The sequence below is a fragment of the Nocardioides panacisoli genome (assembly GCF_039537325.1).
GTDB lineage: Bacteria > Actinomycetota > Actinomycetes > Propionibacteriales > Nocardioidaceae > Nocardioides > Nocardioides panacisoli.
Genome location: NZ_BAABAH010000002.1, coordinates 269607 through 287807, shown reverse-complemented (window position 1 = coordinate 287807; position 18201 = coordinate 269607). Strand labels below are relative to the sequence as shown.

At 72.6% G+C, this 18201-nt stretch carries 16 protein-coding genes; 15 read left to right on the top strand and 1 reads right to left on the bottom strand.

Going from position 1 to position 18201, the window contains the following annotated elements; all coding sequences use genetic code 11:
- The first annotated feature begins 4 nt into the window (after window positions 1-4).
- Both ABD709_RS04330 and ABD709_RS04325 read left to right on the top strand, forming a co-directional pair.
- Window positions 5-2875, top strand: coding sequence for a glycosyltransferase (locus tag ABD709_RS04330; RefSeq protein WP_344772654.1), 2871 nt, complete (start codon window positions 5-7; stop codon window positions 2873-2875).
- Window positions 2868-4310 carry a DUF5719 family protein gene (locus ABD709_RS04325; protein ID WP_344772652.1) on the top strand — a complete coding sequence of 481 codons (1443 nt, stop codon included), beginning with the start codon at window positions 2868-2870 and terminating at the stop codon, window positions 4308-4310. Before ABD709_RS04330 ends, ABD709_RS04325 begins: the two co-directional genes overlap by 8 nt.
- 20 nt (window positions 4311-4330) lie before the next feature.
- On the opposite strand, the gene ABD709_RS04320 is transcribed toward ABD709_RS04325, so the two are convergent.
- Complete coding sequence (locus ABD709_RS04320) at window positions 4331-4726, bottom strand: metallopeptidase family protein (RefSeq protein ID WP_344772650.1); 396 nt, start codon at window positions 4724-4726, stop codon at window positions 4331-4333.
- A gap of 102 nt (window positions 4727-4828) precedes the next feature.
- On the opposite strand from ABD709_RS04320, the gene ABD709_RS04315 reads away from it, so the two are divergent.
- The 13 genes from ABD709_RS04315 to ABD709_RS04255 all read left to right on the top strand — a co-directional run bounded on the left by ABD709_RS04315 (window position 4829) and on the right by ABD709_RS04255 (window position 18166).
- Window positions 4829-5185 carry a DUF3499 domain-containing protein gene (locus ABD709_RS04315; protein WP_344772648.1) on the top strand — a complete coding sequence of 119 codons (357 nt, stop codon included), beginning with the start codon at window positions 4829-4831 and terminating at the stop codon, window positions 5183-5185.
- A gap of 20 nt (window positions 5186-5205) precedes the next feature.
- Entirely contained in the window at window positions 5206-6582 is a 1377-nt protein-coding gene (locus ABD709_RS04310; protein ID WP_344772646.1) for a phosphomannomutase/phosphoglucomutase, read from the top strand.
- The gene (locus ABD709_RS04305; RefSeq protein ID WP_344772644.1) at window positions 6579-6752 is read left to right on the top strand and encodes a Trm112 family protein; all 174 of its coding nucleotides are present in this window, start codon (window positions 6579-6581) and stop codon (window positions 6750-6752) included. The genes ABD709_RS04310 and ABD709_RS04305 overlap by 4 nt, the downstream gene beginning before the upstream one ends.
- Window positions 6753-6759: 7 nt before the next feature.
- Complete coding sequence (locus ABD709_RS04300) at window positions 6760-7788, top strand: SIS domain-containing protein (protein WP_344772642.1); 1029 nt, start codon at window positions 6760-6762, stop codon at window positions 7786-7788.
- A gap of 63 nt (window positions 7789-7851) precedes the next feature.
- The gene (locus tag ABD709_RS04295) at window positions 7852-8934 is read left to right on the top strand and encodes an acyltransferase family protein (protein WP_344772640.1); all 1083 of its coding nucleotides are present in this window, start codon (window positions 7852-7854) and stop codon (window positions 8932-8934) included.
- 10 nt (window positions 8935-8944) lie between these two features.
- Complete coding sequence (locus ABD709_RS04290; RefSeq protein WP_344772638.1) at window positions 8945-9895, top strand: DUF808 domain-containing protein; 951 nt, start codon at window positions 8945-8947, stop codon at window positions 9893-9895.
- A 374-nt stretch (window positions 9896-10269) separates the two neighbouring features.
- Window positions 10270-11727 carry an adenosylhomocysteinase gene (gene ahcY / locus ABD709_RS04285; RefSeq protein WP_344772636.1) on the top strand — a complete coding sequence of 486 codons (1458 nt, stop codon included), beginning with the start codon at window positions 10270-10272 and terminating at the stop codon, window positions 11725-11727.
- Window positions 11728-11796: 69 nt separating this feature from the next.
- Window positions 11797-12510: an MtrAB system response regulator MtrA gene (gene mtrA, locus ABD709_RS04280; RefSeq protein WP_344772634.1), complete on the top strand. Its 714-nt coding sequence runs from the start codon at window positions 11797-11799 to the stop codon at window positions 12508-12510.
- Window positions 12507-14150 (top strand): MtrAB system histidine kinase MtrB, encoded by a 1644-nt coding sequence (mtrB, locus tag ABD709_RS04275; protein ID WP_344772632.1) that lies wholly within the window; start codon window positions 12507-12509, stop codon window positions 14148-14150. Before mtrA ends, mtrB begins: the two co-directional genes overlap by 4 nt.
- Window positions 14147-15913 (top strand): LpqB family beta-propeller domain-containing protein, encoded by a 1767-nt coding sequence (locus ABD709_RS04270; protein ID WP_344772630.1) that lies wholly within the window; start codon window positions 14147-14149, stop codon window positions 15911-15913. Before mtrB ends, ABD709_RS04270 begins: the two co-directional genes overlap by 4 nt.
- Window positions 15914-15987: 74 nt before the next feature.
- Window positions 15988-16707 (top strand): ComF family protein, encoded by a 720-nt coding sequence (locus tag ABD709_RS04265; RefSeq protein WP_344772628.1) that lies wholly within the window; start codon window positions 15988-15990, stop codon window positions 16705-16707.
- Window positions 16708-16839: 132 nt separating this feature from the next.
- Window positions 16840-17457: a ribosome hibernation-promoting factor, HPF/YfiA family gene (gene hpf, locus ABD709_RS04260; RefSeq protein ID WP_344772626.1), complete on the top strand. Its 618-nt coding sequence runs from the start codon at window positions 16840-16842 to the stop codon at window positions 17455-17457.
- 73 nt (window positions 17458-17530) lie between these two features.
- Window positions 17531-18166: a response regulator gene (locus ABD709_RS04255; RefSeq protein ID WP_344772624.1), complete on the top strand. Its 636-nt coding sequence runs from the start codon at window positions 17531-17533 to the stop codon at window positions 18164-18166.
- Window positions 18167-18201: the final 35 nt, after the last annotated feature.

The window sequence follows — 18201 nt, the reverse complement described above, 5'->3', positions numbered from 1 at the left end:
CGCCGTGCCTGCCGTCGTCGTCGTCCTCGTCACCCATGACGGGGCGGCCTGGCTGCCCGCGGTCCTCGAGGGGATCCGGGCCCAGACGACCCCCGTCGCGGGGGTGGTCGCGGTCGACACCGGCAGCCTCGACGACAGCGCCGAGCTCGTCGAGACGCTGGCGCCGTTCGTGCCGACCACGGTGCTGCGCGCCGACGCCGCCACCTCCTTCCCGCAGGCCGTCGCCCGGGCCGTCGAGCACGTCGAGCAGGCCGGCACCCACCCCGACTGGCTCTGGCTGCTGCACGACGACAGCAACCCCGACCCCGCAGCACTGACCGAGCTGCTCGCGGTCTCCGGCCAGCGGCCCGAGGCCGAGATCCTCGGCCCGAAGCTGCGCGAGTGGCCCTCGCTGCGCCGGCTGCTCGAGCTCGGCGTGACGATCAGCGGCACCGGCCGGCGCGAGACCGGCCTCGAGCGCGGCGAGTACGACCAGGGCCAGCACGAGGACGTCCGCGAGGTGTTCGCGGTCAACACCGCCGGCATGCTGGTCCGGCCCGCGGCCCTCTCCGCGCTCGGCGGCCTCGACGAGAACCTGCCGATGTTCGGCAACGACCTCGACCTCGGCTGGCGCGCCGCCGCGGCGGGCAAGACCACGCTGATCGTTCCGAAGGCCGTCGTCTTCCACGCCGAGGCCGCCCACCGCGGCGTACGGCGGACCGCGCTCACGGGGCGGCACACCCACTACCAGGAGCGGCGCGCGGCGCTCTACACGCTGCTCGCGAACGGTCGCGGCCGCTGGCTGCCGTTCCAGGTGGTGCGGCTCGCGCTCGGCACGCTCCTGCGCATCCTCGGCTTCCTCGTCGTGCGCTCGCCGGGCGAGGCCCTGGACGAGCTGGCCGCGCTGCTCTCGGTGTACGCCCACCCCGGCCAGGTGCTCGCGGCGCGGCGCACCCGTGCCGCGATGTTCCGCGACGGCGGCGACACCGACCGGGTGCGCCGGCTGCTCGCGCCGTGGTGGCTGCCCTACCGGCACGGCCTGGACTTCGTCAGCGACGTCGCGGCCGCACTGACCAACCAGGCCGCGGACGTGGCCGAGCGGCGCCGCGAGGCCGCGGCGGCCCGCGACCCCAACCCGCCCGTCGCGCGCCACCGCGACGAGGAGGACGAGGCGCTGGCCGACACGGGGATCGCCGTGCGGTTCCTCACCAACCCGGTCGCGGTGGCGGTGGCGGTGATCGTCCTGGTCCTGGTCGCCGGGGCCCGCGGCGCGTTCGGCGACGTCGTCGGCGGTGCGCTCTCCCCGTCGCCGAGCGGCGCGGGTGACTGGTGGCGGCTGCACCTCGAGACCGACCACCCGATCGGCTTCGGCACCAGCGTGCCGGCCCCGCCGTACGTCCTCCCGCTCGCGCTGCTGGCCAGCCTGCTCGGCCCGACGACCACGATGTCGGCCCTGCTGGTGCTGTCCGCGCCCCTCGCCCTCTGGGGAGCCTGGCGGTTCCTGCGCGTGGTCGGCCGGCTGATGTCGACGTACGGCGCCCCGCGCTGGCTGCTGCTGTGGGGGTCGACGACCTACGCGCTCGTGCCGCTCGTCGCCGGAGCGTTCGAGGGCGGTCGCTGGGGCATCGTCGCTGCTTCCGCGCTGCTGCCGTGGGTGGCGCACGCCGCCCTCGGCTTCGCCGAGCCCGAGGCGTCGCGCCGGCAACGCGCCGGCTGGCGGGTCGGCCTGCTGCTCGCGCTGCTGACGGCGGTCACGCCCACCGCGTGGTGGCTGTTCCTGGCCCTCGGCGTCGTCGTGCTGGTCGCCGGCAACCGGGTCGTCCCGGGAGCCGCGCGCGACCGCACCGTCTGGGGCCCGCCCGCGCTGGCCCTCGGCATCCCGCTGGTGCTGCTGCTCCCGTGGTGGCTGCCGCTCGCGCTCGACGGGGCGTTCGTCGGCAGCCTCCTCGACGTCGGCCGCTGGCCGACAGACCCGACCACCGGCCCGGAGCTGGTGCTCGGCCGCCTGGGCGACCTCGGCGCGCCGTGGTGGGCCGGGCTGGTGCTGCCGGCCCTCGCGCTCGTCGCGCTCGTCCCCCGCGCCACGCGCATCGGCGTGGTCGTCTGCTGGCTCGTCGCGGCGGTCGCGGCGCTGGTCGCCGTACCCCTCGGGCTCGTCGACGTGGACCTCACCGGCGTCGCCGGGCAGCAGCTCGGTCTGGGACCGGTGCTGCTCGTCCTGCACGGCGCGTGGATCTCCGCGATCGTGATCGCCGGCGTCGCCCTGCGGGACGTCTCGCTCTCCCGGCCCGCGACCGCGGGGGTCGTGGCGGCCGGCCTGGTCGGCCTGCTCGCGCCCGCGGTCGGGCTGGTCTGGTTCGCCGGATGGGGCGGCAGCGACCTCGCCGACGAGCCGGACTCCGGCATCCCGGCCCACATGACCGAGGACGCCGAGCTCGGCCTCGCCAACGGGATCCTGGTGATCCGGGGGAGCATCGAGGACGGGCTGACCTACGACGTCGTCCGCGACGACGGGCCGACCGTGGGCGAGGACGAGATCGCGGCGCTCACCGACGAGGACAGCGACGTCACCGGGCTGCTCACGGTGCTCGCCACCGCCCCGTCCGCCGACGCGGTCGAGCAGCTGCGCGAACGCGGCGTTAAGTACGTCGTCCAGCCGGCCCCGGCCGACGGCGACGTCGCCTCCCGCTTGGATGCCACGCCCGGTCTCGAGCGGGCCAGCGCCGACGACCGCTCCACCCGCGCCTGGGAGCTCACCAAGCCGCCCCCCGCCGACGCGGTCGACGGCAGCCTGACCGGGTGGCGGCTGGTGCTCGTCGGCGCCCAGCTCGTCGTGATCGTGTTCGTCGTCGTGCAGTGCCTGCCGACGATCCGGAGGAGGCGCGCAGATGTCTGACCAGCAGCCGAGCGGGCGCCGGGCGGACCGCAGCGGCGCCCCGCAGGGCGGCGGCCGCCGCGCCGAGAGCGGGCGGAACCGGAAGATCGACGTGGTCGTCGTGCTCGCCATGATCCTGCCGACGGTGGTCGTGGTCGCCGTCGCGGTGAACGAGGACGACTCGCTGCCCGCCTCCACGCTGCGGCCGCCCACCAGCGCACCGCTGACCGACGCCGCCGTCGTCTGCCCGGGTGCCGCGGTCCCCGGCGACGTCTCGCTGACCCGGTCGCCCGGGGTGCAGGGCGGCCGCGTCGAGGTGCGTACCGGCACCACCCGGCTCGACGCCGGCAGCCCGGTCGACGTCGTCCCCGACCGCGTCGCGACGGTCCAGGAGGACTCGGCCCCGGTCGAGATCTCCGGCCACGACGCGGCCGCCCCCGGCCTGGTCGCCGGGCGAGGCGGGCCGACCGCGCCCGCCGAGTGCCGGCCGCCGGCCTTCGACGAGTGGTTCGTGGGCCTGGGTGCCGCCGCGCGGAACAGCTCCGAGCTCGAGCTGGTCAACCCCGACGGCGGCCGGGCGATCGTCGACATCGCCCTCTACGGGCCGCACGGACCGGTGAAGTCGGAGGACCTGCGCGGGATCACCGTCGGTCCCCACGAGGTGAGCACGTTCGACCTGTCCAAGACGATCCCGAGGCGGGTCGACCTGGCCGCGCACGTGACGGTCACCCAGGGCCGCGTCGTCACGACCTTCCGGCACACCATCGACCTGCTCGGGCAGAGCCGGGTGACGACCGACTACCGGCTCTCCCAGGCGCAGCCGCAGACCGAGAACCTGCTCCTCGGCGTGCCGGACAGCGGCCCCCGCCGGCTGTTCGTGATGAACCCCGGCCAGGACGAGCTGCGCGCGCAGGTGCAGATCGTGACCAAGGACGCCACGTTCACGCCCGAGGGGGCCAAGGACATCGTCGTCGGTCCCGAGGAGCAGGGCTGGGTCAACCTCGACTCCTACCTGCCCAAGGACGCGATGAAGGACTCCTTGGGGCTGCTCGTCACCTCCTCCGAGCCCGCGGCGGTCGGCGTGCGCACGCTGGTCGGGGACGACGTGGCGCAGTTCAGCAGCCTGCCGCGGATCGAGAGCGATGCGGTCGCCGTGCTCCCGACGGGGGAGAAGCGGCTCGTCCTCGGTGACGCCGAGCGCACCGGCGTCGTCCACGTGACCTCGACGGACGCCTCCGGCAAGGTCCTCGACACCCAGGACGTCCAGGTAGGGGCCGGCAGGGGCTCAGAGGTCGACCTGCCCGCCGAGGCCGTCGCCGTCACCGTGGAGTCGCGCACGACCCCGGTCGCGGGCGAGGTCCTCGTCTCCGGACCAGCGAGCGACCCCGGGCTGGGGGTCGTCCGGCTCCGGGACGCGGAGGTCGCCGCCGAGGTGCCGGTCGTCCGGCCGGACTGAGGCTCCCGGAGCGAGACCGCTCAGTCGCCCGGGTAGCGAGGGTCCACGTCGGAGGCAGGGATGCCGAGCAGCTCGGCCACCTGCTCGACGAGGACGGTGAGGATCATCGCCTCGAGCTCGCCCCGGTCCGAGGCGCGGTGCTCGAGCGGCCGGCGGAACAGCACGATCCGGGTCGGGCGGGTGCCCGAGCCCCGGATCAGCGACGACAGCGGAACGTTGCCCGACTCCCAGTCGTCCGGGAGGTCGGGGATGTCCTCGACGGCGTACTCCACGAGCCCCAGCCGGTCGGCCCACCGGTCCTCGAGGTCGTCGACGATGTCGATGACGATCTCGTCGAACACCTCGCGCCGGGTGCGTGGCCGGGGCGGCCGCCGGTGCGGGCCGAGCGAGGACGGCAGCACCGCCGGACCCCGCATCCCACGTCCCCGCCGGTCGCGGGACCGCCGGCGTGCGCCACTCTCCTCCACGACCCGCGAGCCTAGTCGGCGGGGGTTCGCGGTGGTTGTAGCGTTCGCCGCGTGAGTCTCGCCCGTCGCTGTTCGCGCACCGGATGCGCCCGCGCGGCGGTGGCCACGCTCACCTACGTCTACGCCGACCAGACGGCCGTGCTCGGCCCGCTGGCGACGTACGCCGAACCGCACGCCTACGACCTGTGCGACCAGCACAGCGAGCGCCTGTCCGCGCCGCGGGGCTGGGAGGTGCTCCGGCTCGCGATCGAGAGTCGCGACCCCGAGCCCAACCACGACGACCTGCTGGCGCTGGCCGACGCCGTCCGGGAGGCCGGCCGGCCGGTGGCTCCGCGCCCCGAGCCGGTGCAGGGCGCCGGCCGCGAGGTCGCCCGTCGCGGGCACCTCCGGGTGCTCCAGTCGGACTGAAGGGCGCTAGGGTCGCCACCATGTCGACGACCTGCTCGCCGGACAACCTCAACGCGGTCTTCAAGGCCTACGACGTCCGCGGCACCGTGCCCGACCAGCTCGACGAGGAGCTCGCGCGCGCCGTAGGGACGGCGTACGTCCAGGTGCTCGGCGTGCAGGCGGTCGTGGTCGGCTACGACATGCGGCCCAGCTCGCCCGGCCTGGCCGGCGCGTTCGCCGACGGCGCGACCGCGGCCGGCGCCGACGTGACGATGATCGGCCTGGCGTCGACCGACCAGCTCTACTTCGCCTCGGGCCACCTCGAGCTGCCCGGCGCGATGTTCACCGCGAGCCACAACCCCGCGCAGTACAACGGCATCAAGCTCTGCCGCGCGTTCGCCCAGCCGGTCGGCGCCGAGAGCGGGCTGCTCGAGATCCGGGACCGGGTGGCCGAGGGCGTGGGCACCAGCGGCAGCGGGTCCGGCTCGATCTCCGAGACCGACGTGCTGCAGGCCTACGCCGCGCACCTGCTCACCCTCGCGCCGGTCCGGGGCCGGCGCCTGAAGGTCGTGGTCGACGCCGGCAACGGGATGGCCGGCCACACCGCGCCCGCGGTGTTCGAGCGGCTCGCGGACCAGGTCGACCTGGTGCCGATGTACTTCGAGCTCGACGGCACCTTCCCCCACCACGAGGCGAACCCGATCGAGGCGGCCAACCTGGTCGACCTGCAGGAGCGGGTGCTCGCCGAGAAGGCGGACGTCGGCCTCGCGTTCGACGGCGACGCCGACCGCTGCTTCCTCGTCGACGAGCGCGGCCGCGCGGTCTCGCCGTCGACGCTGACCGCGCTGATCGCCTCCCGCGAGCTCGCCAAGGAGCCGGGCGCGACGATCATCCACAACCTGATCACCAGCCGCGCGGTGCCCGAGATCGTCGAGGAGCTCGGCGGCAAGCCGGTCCGCACCCGCGTCGGGCACTCCTACATCAAGGGCACCATGGCCGAGACCGGCGCGATCTTCGGCGGCGAGCACAGCGGCCACTTCTACTTCCGCGACTTCTGGCGCGCCGACTCCGGGATGCTCGCCGCGCTGCACGCGCTGGCGGCGCTCGCCGAGACCGACCAGTCGCTGTCGGAGGTGCTCGCGAGCTACGAGCGCTACCCGCTCTCGGGCGAGATCAACTCGACGGTGGCCGACCAGCAGGCCGTGCTGACCGCGCTGGAGGAGAAGTACGGCGACCAGGACGGCGTCACGATCGACCACCTCGACGGGCTGAGCGTGCAGCACGCCGACTGGGCGTTCAATGTGCGCGCGTCGAACACCGAGCCGCTGCTGCGGCTCAACGTCGAGGGGGAGGACATCGCGACCATGGAGAAGATCCGCGACGAGGCGCTGGCCGTGATCCGGGGCGGTGCGGCATGAGCACGCTGTCCGAGGAGCTGCTGGCGATCATCGTCTGCCCCGACTGCCACGGCGAGCTGGCCGTCGACGAGGGCCAGACCGAGCTGACCTGTCAGTCCTGCGGACTGGTCTATCCCGTCCGCGACGGCATCCCGGTGCTGCTCGTCGACGAGGCCCGCAAGCCGTCGTGACGCCGAGATGACCTGGTTCGACGAGTCCCGCCTCGACGACGAGCTCGCGCTGGGCTCGGCGGACCTGCGGCTGCGCACGCTCGCCGAGTCCGGCTCCCGCGTCCGCCGGGAGTACGGCGCCGCCGCGGACGCCATCGCCGAGGGCGTGACCCGGGCGTCCGACACCCGCCCCCGAGCCGTGATCGCGGCCGGTCCGGACTCGCGGCTGCTGCGAGCGGTCCTCGAGCCGTGGTGCCCCGTGCCGTTCGTCGCGTGGCCCAACCACGCCCTGCCGGGCTGGGCCGGCAGCCTCGACCTGGTCGTCGTGCTCGCTCCCGAGCGGGCCGACGTCGGTGCCGCCTCAGCGGTCGCCGAGGCCGCACGCCGCGGCTGCCAGGTCGTCGTCGCGTGCCCGGCCGAGTCGATGGTCGCCGAGCACGCCGCCGGCCGGTGGACCACGATCCTGCCGACCACGACCGGCGACCAGCTCGCCACCGCCGTCGTCATGCTCGCGTTCCTGCACCAGATCGACCTCGGCCCGCACGCGACGCCGGACGCGGTCGCCGAGGCGCTGGACGCGGTCGCCATCGACTGCTCACCGCACCGCGACATCTCGATCAACCCCGCGAAGATGCTCGCGATCACCCTCGCCGACGCCAACCCCGTCCTGTGGGGCGGGTCGGTGCTCGCGGCCCGGGCCGCGCGCCGGGTCGCGGAGTCGATCCGCCGCACGTCCGGCCGCGCCGCGCTCGCCGGCGACGCCGAGCACCTGCTGCCGGTCATCGAGGCCGCCCGTCCGCGCAACGTCTTCGACGACCCGTTCGACGGGCAGGAGGAGAGCGGCCGCCGCCCGGTGCTCGTGATCCTCGACGACGGTGCCGACGAACCGGTGGCCCACGAGGCCCGCGAGCGGCTCGAGACGGCCGCGCGCGAGCACGACGTACGTGTGGAGATCGTCACAACCGACGCGGACGGCGAGGTCGCCCGCTACGCATCGCTGCTGCTCAGCGGCACCTACGCCGCCGAGTACCTCAGGCTGGGGCTCGTCGAGGACTGAGATTTCCGCTCAGCGCGATTTTGCTGAGGATGCTTCTCAGGTTGGTTGGTTACCTGTGTAGCGATGACACGGAGAACTCGGGACCCCTGGCTCGACAACGCCAAGATGGCGTTGGTCGTGCTGGTCGTCGTCGGCCACTCGTGGGACCTCCTCCCTCTGGAGGGCCTCGACCGGCACCTCAAGGACTTCCTCTACGTGTGGCACATGCCCGCGTTCATCCTGATCACCGGCTACCTCTCGCGGAACTTCACCTACACGCCGCAGCGGATCTGGCAGCTGGTGCGCACGGTGGCCGTGCCGTACGTCGTGTTCGAGGGCCTGCTCGCGCTGTTCCGCGTCTACGTCGGCGGCGAGCACCTGGAGACCCTGTTCCTCGACCCGCACTGGCCGATGTGGTTCCTCGCGGCGCTCTTCTTCTGGCGGCTGCTCACCCCGGTGCTGAAAGACATCCCGGCTGCCGTCGTCGTCGCCGTCACCATCAGCGTGCTCAGCGGCTTCGTGACCAGCGAGTGGTTCTGCGTGCTGCGGATCCTCGGCTTCCTGCCGTTCTTCGTGATCGGGCTCAAGGCGACGCCGGAGCGGCTCGAGTGGCTGCGCGGCACGACGCCGCGGATCCTGGCGGTCGTCTCGTTCGCCGGGATCTGGCTGCTCTCCACCTACACCAACACCTGGGCCAGCTCGGAATGGCTCTACTACCGGTCGCCGTACTCGCTCTTCGACGTCGGTGACGTCCGCGCGTTCGCCACCCGCCTGGTGGTGCTGGCGCTCGGGTTCGTCGGCGCCCTCGCCTTCCTCGCCCTCGTGCCGCGCCGCGACGGCTGGTTCGCCCGGATGGGGAAGTACACCCTGGTCGTCTACCTGTGCCACGGCTTCGTCGTGAAGGCCGCGGAGTACCTCTCCTACCCCGAGTGGACCTACCAGCACCCCGTGCTCAGCCTGCTCACGACGACCGCGGGCGCGGTGGCGGTCGCCCTGGCGCTCGCCTCGCCGCCGATCGCGCGCCGCCTCGAGGTGCTCGTCGACCCGCTCGGCAACGCCGAGAAGCGGGTCGACCAGGCTGTCGACCTGACCGTCGTCAGCCAGGAGGCTGGGCCGGAGGCCGTGCAGGAGGAGGAGTCGAGAAGCACCGTTCTGGCGGGCCGATAGCCTTCAGGGCATGTCCGCCGGCCTGTTCGCGCTGCTCGACGACGTCGCCGCCTTCGCCAAGCTCGCCGCCGCGTCGGTCGACGACGTCGGCGCCGCCGCGGGCCGTGCGACGACCAAGGCGGCAGGCGTCGTGGTCGACGACACCGCGGTTACGCCGCAGTACGTCCACGGGATCGCCGCCGAGCGCGAGCTGCCGATCATCAAGAAGATCGCGATCGGGTCGCTGCGCAACAAGCTGCTGGTGATCCTCCCGGCGGCGCTGCTGCTCAGCAACCTGCTCCCGGACGCGCTGCCGATCATCCTGATGGTCGGCGGCACCTACCTCGCGTTCGAGGGCGCGGAGAAGATCTGGGAGGCGCTGCGGCACCACGACGACCACGTCGGCGACCTCCCGACCCCGACGCCGCAGCACGGCCCGGACGCCGAGCGGCGGATCGTCGCCCAGGCCGTCCGCACCGACCTGATCCTGTCGGCCGAGATCATGGTGATCGCGCTGAACGAGGTCATCGACGAGAGCTTCTGGGCGCAGCTCGCGATCCTCGCCGTGGTCGCGATCGTCATCACGATCGCGGTGTACGGCGTCGTGGCCGTCATCGTGAAGATGGACGACGTCGGCCTCCACCTCGCCGAGCGCGACTCCGAGGTCACCCAGCGGGTGGGCCGTGGTCTGGTCGCCGCGATGCCTCGCCTGCTGACCGCGATCGCAATCCTCGGCACCGCTGCGATGCTCTGGGTCGGCGGCCACATCCTGCTCGTCAACCTGGCCGAGGCCGGCTGGTGGCACTGGCCCGAGGAGCAGGTCCACCACCTCGAGCACGCGATCCACGACGGGACTGCCGCCCTCGGCGGCTTCCTGGCCTGGTCCGCCAACACCGTCGTCTCGGCCGTCGCCGGCCTGCTCGTCGGCGCCGTCGTCGTGCTCGTCGTCCACCTGCTCCCTCTCGACCGCCCCGCCCACTAGTCGAACCCCGCCTTCGAGCCTGTCGAACCGTCAGTTCGGACACGTCGAACCGTCAGTTTGGGCACGCCGAACCGCGCCTTCGGTCGCGTTGGACCGCGCATCCGGCGCAGACCCAGACGATCGCGGGCCCTCCCGTGTTGTGCTCGAACTGACGGTTCGACGTGTCCGAACTGAGGGTTCGACGTGTCCGAACTGAGGGTTCGACGGTTGCTCGAGAGGGGCCGGACGCTCTTCACCTTCGTCCGGTGAGCTCTCGGGATGATTCTCCGGGGGAGCGGGCGCGCTTGTAGGGTGTCCTGGTCATGCGCGGGAGATCCCGTCGAAGTGCAGATGCGCCGCAGGACGCCCCTCACGATCACGAGGACGAAACTTTCATGGACTACAAGGTCGCTGACCTGAGCCTGGCCGAGTTCGGCCGCAAGGAGCTCACCCTCGCCGAGCACGAGATGCCCGGCCTGATGGCCATGCGGGAGCGGTACGGCGCCCAGCAGCCGCTCAAGGGTGCCCGGATCGCCGGGTCGCTGCACATGACCATCCAGACCGGCGTCCTCATCGAGACGCTGGTCGCGCTCGGTGCCGACGTGCGTTGGGCCACCTGCAACATCTTCTCCACCCAGGACCACGCGGCCGCCGCCGTCGTCGTCGGGCCGAACGGCACCGTCGACGACCCGCAGGGCACGCCGGTCTTCGCCTGGAAGGGCGAGACCCTCGCGGAGTACTGGGACGAGGCCGAGAAGGTCTTCGACTTCACCGACGAGTCCGGCAACCGCGTCGGCCCGAACATGCTGCTCGACGACGGTGGCGACATCACCCTCCTCGTGCACAAGGGCGTCGAGTTCGAGAAGGCCGGGGCCGTGCCGGGCCAGGACACCACCGACAACGAGGAGTACAAGGAGGTCCTCCGGGTCCTCGCGCGCTCCCTCGAGGCCGACCCGCAGAAGTGGACCAACGTCGCCAACGGCATCAAGGGCGTCACCGAGGAGACGACGACCGGGGTGCACCGCCTCTACGAGCGGTTCAAGGAGGGCTCGCTGCTCTTCCCGGCGATCAACGTCAACGACTCGGTCACCAAGTCGAAGTTCGACAACAAGTACGGCTGCCGCCACTCGCTCGTCGACGGCATCAACCGCGCCACCGACGTGATGCTGGCCGGCAAGACCGCCGTCATCTGCGGCTACGGCGACGTCGGCAAGGGCTCCGCGGAGTCGCTGCGCGGCCAGGGCGCCAAGGTCGTCATCACCGAGATCGACCCGATCTGCGCGCTCCAGGCGGCGATGGACGGCTACGAGGTCAAGCGCCTCGAGACCGTCGTCGACTACGCCGACATCTTCGTGACGACCACGGGCAACTTCAACATCATCCGCACCGAGCACTTCGAGCGGATGAAGAACCAGGCCATCGTCGGCAACATCGGCCACTTCGACAACGAGATCGACATGGCCGGTCTCGCGAAGATCCCGGGCATCGTCAAGGACGAGATCAAGCCGCAGGTCCACCAGTGGATCTTCCCGGAGAAGGACGGCGCAGCCGGCAAGAAGGTCATCGTCCTCAGTGAAGGCCGCCTGCTGAACCTCGGCAACGCGACCGGCCACCCCTCGTTCGTGATGTCGAACTCCTTCACCAACCAGGTGCTCGCCCAGATCGAGATCTTCACCAAGGCGAGCGACTACGAGGTGGGCGTCTACGTCCTCCCCAAGCACCTCGACGAGGAGGTCGCCCGGCTGCACCTCGACGCCCTCGGCGTCGAGCTCACCGAGCTGACCAAGGAGCAGGCCGACTACATCGGCGTCGACGTCGCCGGCCCCTACAAGCCGGAGCACTACCGCTACTGAGCAGCAGGTACGACGCCCCGCACCCGTCCGGGTGCGGGGCGTCGCGCATTTCCCGCCTAGCATTGGGGTGTGAGCCAGCAGGCAGCCGCGGCGTCGTACCCGACCAAGGGTCGGGTCCTCGTCGTGGACGACGACGCCCCGTTGGCGGAGATGCTCTCGATCGTGCTCCGGCAGGAGGGCTTCGACAGCCGGGTCGTGGGGCGTGGTGACGCCGCGCTCGCGGAGTTCCGCGACTACCGGCCCGACGTGGTGCTGCTCGACCTGATGCTGCCCGGCCGCGACGGGATCGACGTGTGCAAGGACATCCGGGCCGAGTCCGGGGTGCCCATCGTCATGCTCACCGCCAAGAGCGACACCGTCGACGTGGTCGTGGGGCTCGAGTCGGGTGCCGACGACTACGTCGTCAAGCCGTTCAAGCCCAAGGAGCTCGTCGCGCGGATCCGCGCCCGGGTGCGGCGCTCGGACGCCGTACCGTCCGAGACGCTCAGCATCAGGGACCTCTCGATCGACGTAGCCGGTCACTCGGTGACCCGCGACGGCGAGGAGATCCCGCTGACGCCGCTCGAGTTCGACCTGCTGCTCGCCCTCGCGCGCAAGCCGTGGCAGGTCTTCACCCGCCAGGTCCTGCTCGAGGAGGTCTGGGGCTACCAGCACGCCGCGGACACCCGCCTGGTCAACGTCCACGTCCAGCGGCTCCGGTCCAAGATCGAGCACGACCCGGAGCACCCCGAGATCGTCGTGACGGTCCGGGGCGTCGGCTACAAGGCCGGCAGCGGCAGTTGATCCTCGCGTACATCCGTCGCGCGCTCACCTTCTGGCGGCGCTCGATCCAGGCGCGGGTCGTGATGAGCACCGTGGTCCTCACGGCGGTCGTCATCAGCGCGGTCGGGTGGCTGCTGCTGCAGCAGACCCGGGACGGCCTGGTGCGGCACCGGGTCGACGTCGTGCTCTCCGAGGTGAACGCCGAGATGTACGAGACCCGCAACCGGCTCGCGAGCGCGTCCGGCACCGAGGTCAACGTCAGCAAGCAGCAGCGCGACCTGGTCGACCCGATCATCGAGAGCGGTGAGAGCCGCGGCTTCTACGTCGTGCTGGCCGGCCCGGAGGGCAACGACGTGCCGCTGAGCGTCGGCGGCGGGATGTACAGCGGTGGCCTCGACGTCTCCAGCGTCCCGGCCGCCCTGGAGCGCCACTTCGACGCGGTGAACCGCTCGACCGCCTGGACCTACACCTCGATCGTGCACACCGACGACGCCGGCAGGACGACCGAGGTGCCCGGCGTGATCGTCGGCTCGCAGGTCCAGCTGCCGGCGGACGGACAGACCTACACGCTCTACTACCTCTTCCCGCTCACCGACGAGCAGGAGACCCTCGGCCTGGTCACCCGGGCGTTGCTGACCGCGGCCGGGCTGCTGATCGCGCTGGTCGCGGGCATCACCTGGCTGGTCACCCGCCAGGTGGTCACGCCCGTCCGGATGGCCCGCCGGGTCGCGGAGCGGCTCGCCGCCGGCCGGCTCCAGGAGCGGCTCCGGGTCTCGGGGGAGGACGACCTCGCCCGGCTGGCGCTGTCGTTCAACCAGATGGCCACGAACCTGCAGCGCCAGATCCGGCAGCTCGAGGAGCTCAGCTGGGTCCAGCGCCGGTTCGTGTCCGACGTCTCCCACGAGCTGCGCACCCCGCTCACGACCGTGCGGATGGCCAGCGACGTGCTGCACGACGCCCGCGGGCAGTTCGACCCCGTCACGGCGCGCGCCGCCGAGCTGCTGCAGGTCGAGCTCGACCGGTTCGAGACGCTGCTGGTCGACCTGCTCGAGATCAGCCGGTTCGACGCCGGCGCCGTGGTCCTCGACCTCGAGGACGTCGACCTCACCGACATCGCGCACCGGGTCGTCGACGCCGCCCAGCCGATCGCCGACCAGCGGGGCGTCAAGGTCGTCGTGGAGCACCCCGACGCGCCGGTGCGCGCCGAGGTCGACGTACGCCGGGTCGAGCGGATCCTCCGCAACCTGGTGTCCAACGCGATCGACCACGCCTACCCGGATGCCGACCAGCCGGTGAGCATCCGGCTCGCCTCCGACGAGCACGCCGCGGCGGTCACGGTGCGCGACCACGGAGTCGGCCTGGCGCCGGGTGAGTCGGCGATGGTGTTCAACCGGTTCTGGCGCTCGGACCCGGCGCGGGCCCGCACCAGCGGTGGCACCGGCCTCGGCCTCGCGATCGCCCTGGAGGACGCCCTGCTGCACGGCGGCTGGCTCCAGGCGTGGGGACGGAGCGGGCGCGGTGCCCAGTTCCGGCTGACCCTGCCCCGCTACGCGGGCGGACCGCTGCGGCACAGCCCCCTGCACCTCGCGCCCGCCCTCGCCAACGTCGCCGAGGACGTTCCCGAGCCCGACGACGAGGAGACCAGCGGGGTGACGACGTGAGGCGGCCCGCCGTCCTCGTCGCGGCCCTGGTGGTCGGCGCCGCGTGCCTGACCGGCTGCGTGCGCGTGCCCGACGACGGCCCGGTCGTCACGTCCAAGGCCGGCAGCCAGCTCGACGAGCAGCCCGCCGGTCAGGCGGACGCAGTGCCCCCGGCGCCCGGCGCCTCCCGCCAGGCGATCGTGACCGGGTTCCTCGACGCCATGACCGCGTGGCCGGTGCAGACCAACGTCGTCAAGGAGTACCTGACCGACGACTCCGCCGAGGCGTGGAACCCCGAGGCCGGCACCATCGTCTACTCCGACTCCTCCCCGCCCGAGCCCGAGGACGACGGCGCCGGGGTGTCGGTGCACCTGTCCTCCGGCGACCGGCTCGACGCGAGCGGCGGCTGGCGCGGCTCGCTGGGGCCGCGTGAGGAGACGCTGCACTTCAAGATCGGCGTCGAGGACGGCGAGTTCCGGATCATCGACCCGCCGAACGCGCTGATCGTGCCGGCGTCGTGGTTCCAGCAGCGCTATCGCCAGGTCTCGGTCTACTACTTCGACCCCACCTCCAAAATCCTCGTTCCCGAGCCGGTCTTCGTCCCCGTCGGCCAGCAGCTCGCGACCAGCCTGGTCAGCGCACTGCTGACCGGCCCGCCCCGACGGCTGCGCGACGTGATCACGACGTACGTCCCGCACGGCCTCGACGAGGGCCTCTCCGTCCCGGTCTCCGACAGCGGGGTTGCCGAGCTGTCGCTGTCCGGGGACGCTCCGCAGCCCTCGCCGGACTCGGCGCAGCTGATGCTCGCCCAGTTCGCCTGGACGCTGCAGCAGGACCCCCAGGTGACCGCGGTCCGGCTCAGCATCGGGGGGACCGGCGTGACGCTCCCGAGCGGGGCGACGCAGTACGACCTGGCCGACGCGGCGGACTTCGACCCGGCGGGCAACCTCGCGGCCGGCGAGCTGTTCGGCGTGCGGAACGGTCGGGTCGTGTCCGGCACGCCGGACCTGCTCGCCCCGGTCACCGGGCCGTTCGGGAAGCCGGGCTACGGCCCCGCCGAGCTCGCCGTGGCACCGCAGGGCGCCCGGGCTGCGATCGTCACCCAGGACCGCGCCCACGTGCTGGAGGGCCCCGTCCTCGACGTCAACAGCCCGACCCAGGTCACCACGATCGTGTCCGACGGCGTCGACCTGGCCCGCCCGACCTGGGACTATGCCGGCCGCCTCTGGCTGCTCGACCGAGGGCCGGACGGCGCCCGTGTGCGCGTCGTCGAGGGTCGCGACGACGACAGTCCCCGGGTGCGACACGTGCGGGTGCCGGGCGTGACCGGCCAGGACGCGCGGCGGCTGCTGGTCTCCCGCGACGGGACCCGGCTGGTCGCCGTGGTCCGTCGCGGCGACGCGACCCACCTGGTGATCGCCCGGGTCACCCTGGGCGTGAACGGCCGCGTGGACGGTGCCGGTCTGTCGACCGTGATCGGCGGCATCGGCGGGGCGTCGCGGATCGTCGACATCGCCTGGACCAGCCCGTCGACCATCGCCGTGCTCACGCCGGTCCGGCGGGGCTCCCTGTTCGAGGTGGACACCGTCGTGGCGGACGGCTCGACCCTCGGCGAGGACGCGGGGTCGACGATCGTGACCGGGAGGGTCCGGGGTCTCGCCGGCTCGCCGGATGTCGACCAGCCCTCCTACGCCGTGCTCGGACGCGGCCTCACCGACCTCGTCACGAGGGTCGCCACCGAGATCGGCGGCGGAGCGGTGACGCTGCTCGACTACGCCGGCTGAGCTCGGGCGCCCTTCCTCCACAGGGGCGTCGCGGGCGGCTTGCCTGCCGCGACCGGACCGGGATCAATGGCGGGGTGACGCTGATCGACGGCTTCCTCGACCTCCTGCTCGGCTCCGCCTGCGTCGGCTGCGGGCGCGCGGGGCGGCCGTTGTGCCGGTCGTGCCGCACCACGCTGCCGGCCGAGGCGCACGTCGCCTGGCCCACGCCGACGCCGGCCGGGCTGGCGCCGCCCTTCGCGACGGGGGAGTACGCCGACCTGCTCCGTGCGCTGGTCGTGAGCCACAAGGAGCGGCGCGCCTTCGCCCTGACCCGGCCGCTCGGGGACCTGCTCGCGATCTCGGTGCGCTCGGCGCTCGCCGAGCTGGTGCCCGGCCGGCCGGCCGACCCGGTGCTGCTCGTGCCCGTGCCGTCCCGGCCGGCCGCTGTCCGGGAGCGCGGGCACGACCCGACGCTCGCGATGGCGCGGCGCGCGGCCCGCGGCCTCCGCGCGGCCGGCGGATCGGCGTACGCCGACCCGCTGCTGCGGCTGCGCCCGGGCGTCGCCGACCAGGCCGGCCGCGACGTGGCGCAGCGGGCCGCCAACCTCACGGGGTCGATGGCGTGCCCGTCCGCGGCCCTCGACCGGGTCGGGCGGCGGGTCGCCGCAGCGCACGTCGTGGTGTGCGACGACGTCGTCACGACCGGTGCGACCGCGCGGGAGGCGCAGCGAGCCCTCGCAGCGTCCGGCATCCGGACGCTCGCCGTCGCGGCGGTGGCGGCGACCCGGCGGCGGTCGGCACCAACACGCCGGTGAGGACGTTCGACCCCTTTTGAGAAGGGCCCCGACGCACTAACGTCTCAACATGGAGTCCGCGCCGGTCGTCTGAAGCGCGGACCCCCGCGCGGCCTCCTCCGAACCCCATCGACAACACCGTGGAGGTCACTGATGGACGTCGTGGTCACCGGAAGGCACTGCGAGATCTCGGAGCGATTCCGCGAGCACGCTGCCGAGAAGCTGGCGAGGCTCGAGAAGCACGACCATCGCATCATGCGGGTGCACGTGGAGGTCGATTGCGAGCCGAACCCGCGCCAGCACGACAACGCCGTCCACGTGGAGCTCACGGCCTACTCGAAGGGCCCGGTGATCCGCGCCGAGGCCTCCGCCGACGAGAAGATGGGCGCGCTGGACCTCGCGCTCGACAAGATGGCCGCCCAGATGCGGCGCGCCGCCGACCGCCGCCGCGTGCACAAGGGTCGGCGCACTCCCGTCTCGGTGGGTGAGGCGCTCGCCTCGGTCGCCGAGCCCACCGTCGCCGAGGCGGACTCCGACGCGGTCGAGGAGCGTCAGGTCGGGCCGATCACGGTGACCGGCGACGGCCCGCTCGTGGTGCGCGAGAAGACCCACCCGGCCAGCCCGATGACGCTCGACCAGGCGCTCTACGAGATGGAGCTGGTCGGTCACGACTTCTACCTCTACGTCGACAAGGAGAGCGAGCGGCCGGCCGTGGTCTACCGCCGGCGCGGCTACGACTACGGCGTGATCTCCCTCGATCTGGGGGCGTGAGCGCCGCGCGGCGTGGCACTTCAGTGCAATAGTGGCCCTCGTGGGCACACCTAACGAACCGGTTCGAGTGCTGGTGGTCGACGACCAGGAGCTCTTCCGGCGGGGCCTGACCATGCTCCTCGGCACCGAGGACGGCATCGAGGTCGTCGGAGCGGCCGGTGACGGCGTGGAGGGCACGCAGCTGGCCGTCCAGAGCGCGCCCGACGTCGTCCTGCTCGACGTCCGCATGCCGAAGCGGTCGGGCATCGAGGCGTGCCGCGCGATCAAGGAGGCCGCACCGGCCACCAAGATCATCATGCTGACGATGTCCGACCAGGAGGCCGATCTCTACGAGGCGGTCAAGAGCGGCGCGTCCGGCTACCTGCTCAAGGACTCCTCGATCGAGGAGGTCGCCCAGGGCATCCGGGTCGTCGCCGACGGCCAGTCGCTGATCAGCCCGTCGATGGCGGCGAAGCTGATCGACGAGTTCAAGACGATGTCGAAGCCGAGCAAGTCGCAGGCCCCGGCGCTCAAGCTCACCGACCGCGAGCTCGAGGTGCTCCAGCTGGTCGCCCGCGGCCTCAGCAACCGCGACGTCGCCCACCAGCTCGCGATCAGCGAGAACACCGTGAAGAACCACGTGCGCAACATGCTGGAGAAGCTGCAGCTGCACTCGCGGATGGAGGCGGTCATGTATGCCGTCCGCGAGAAGCTCGTCGAGATCAACTGAGACGGCCGCGGCCCCGCCAGGGGACCGCGGCCGCT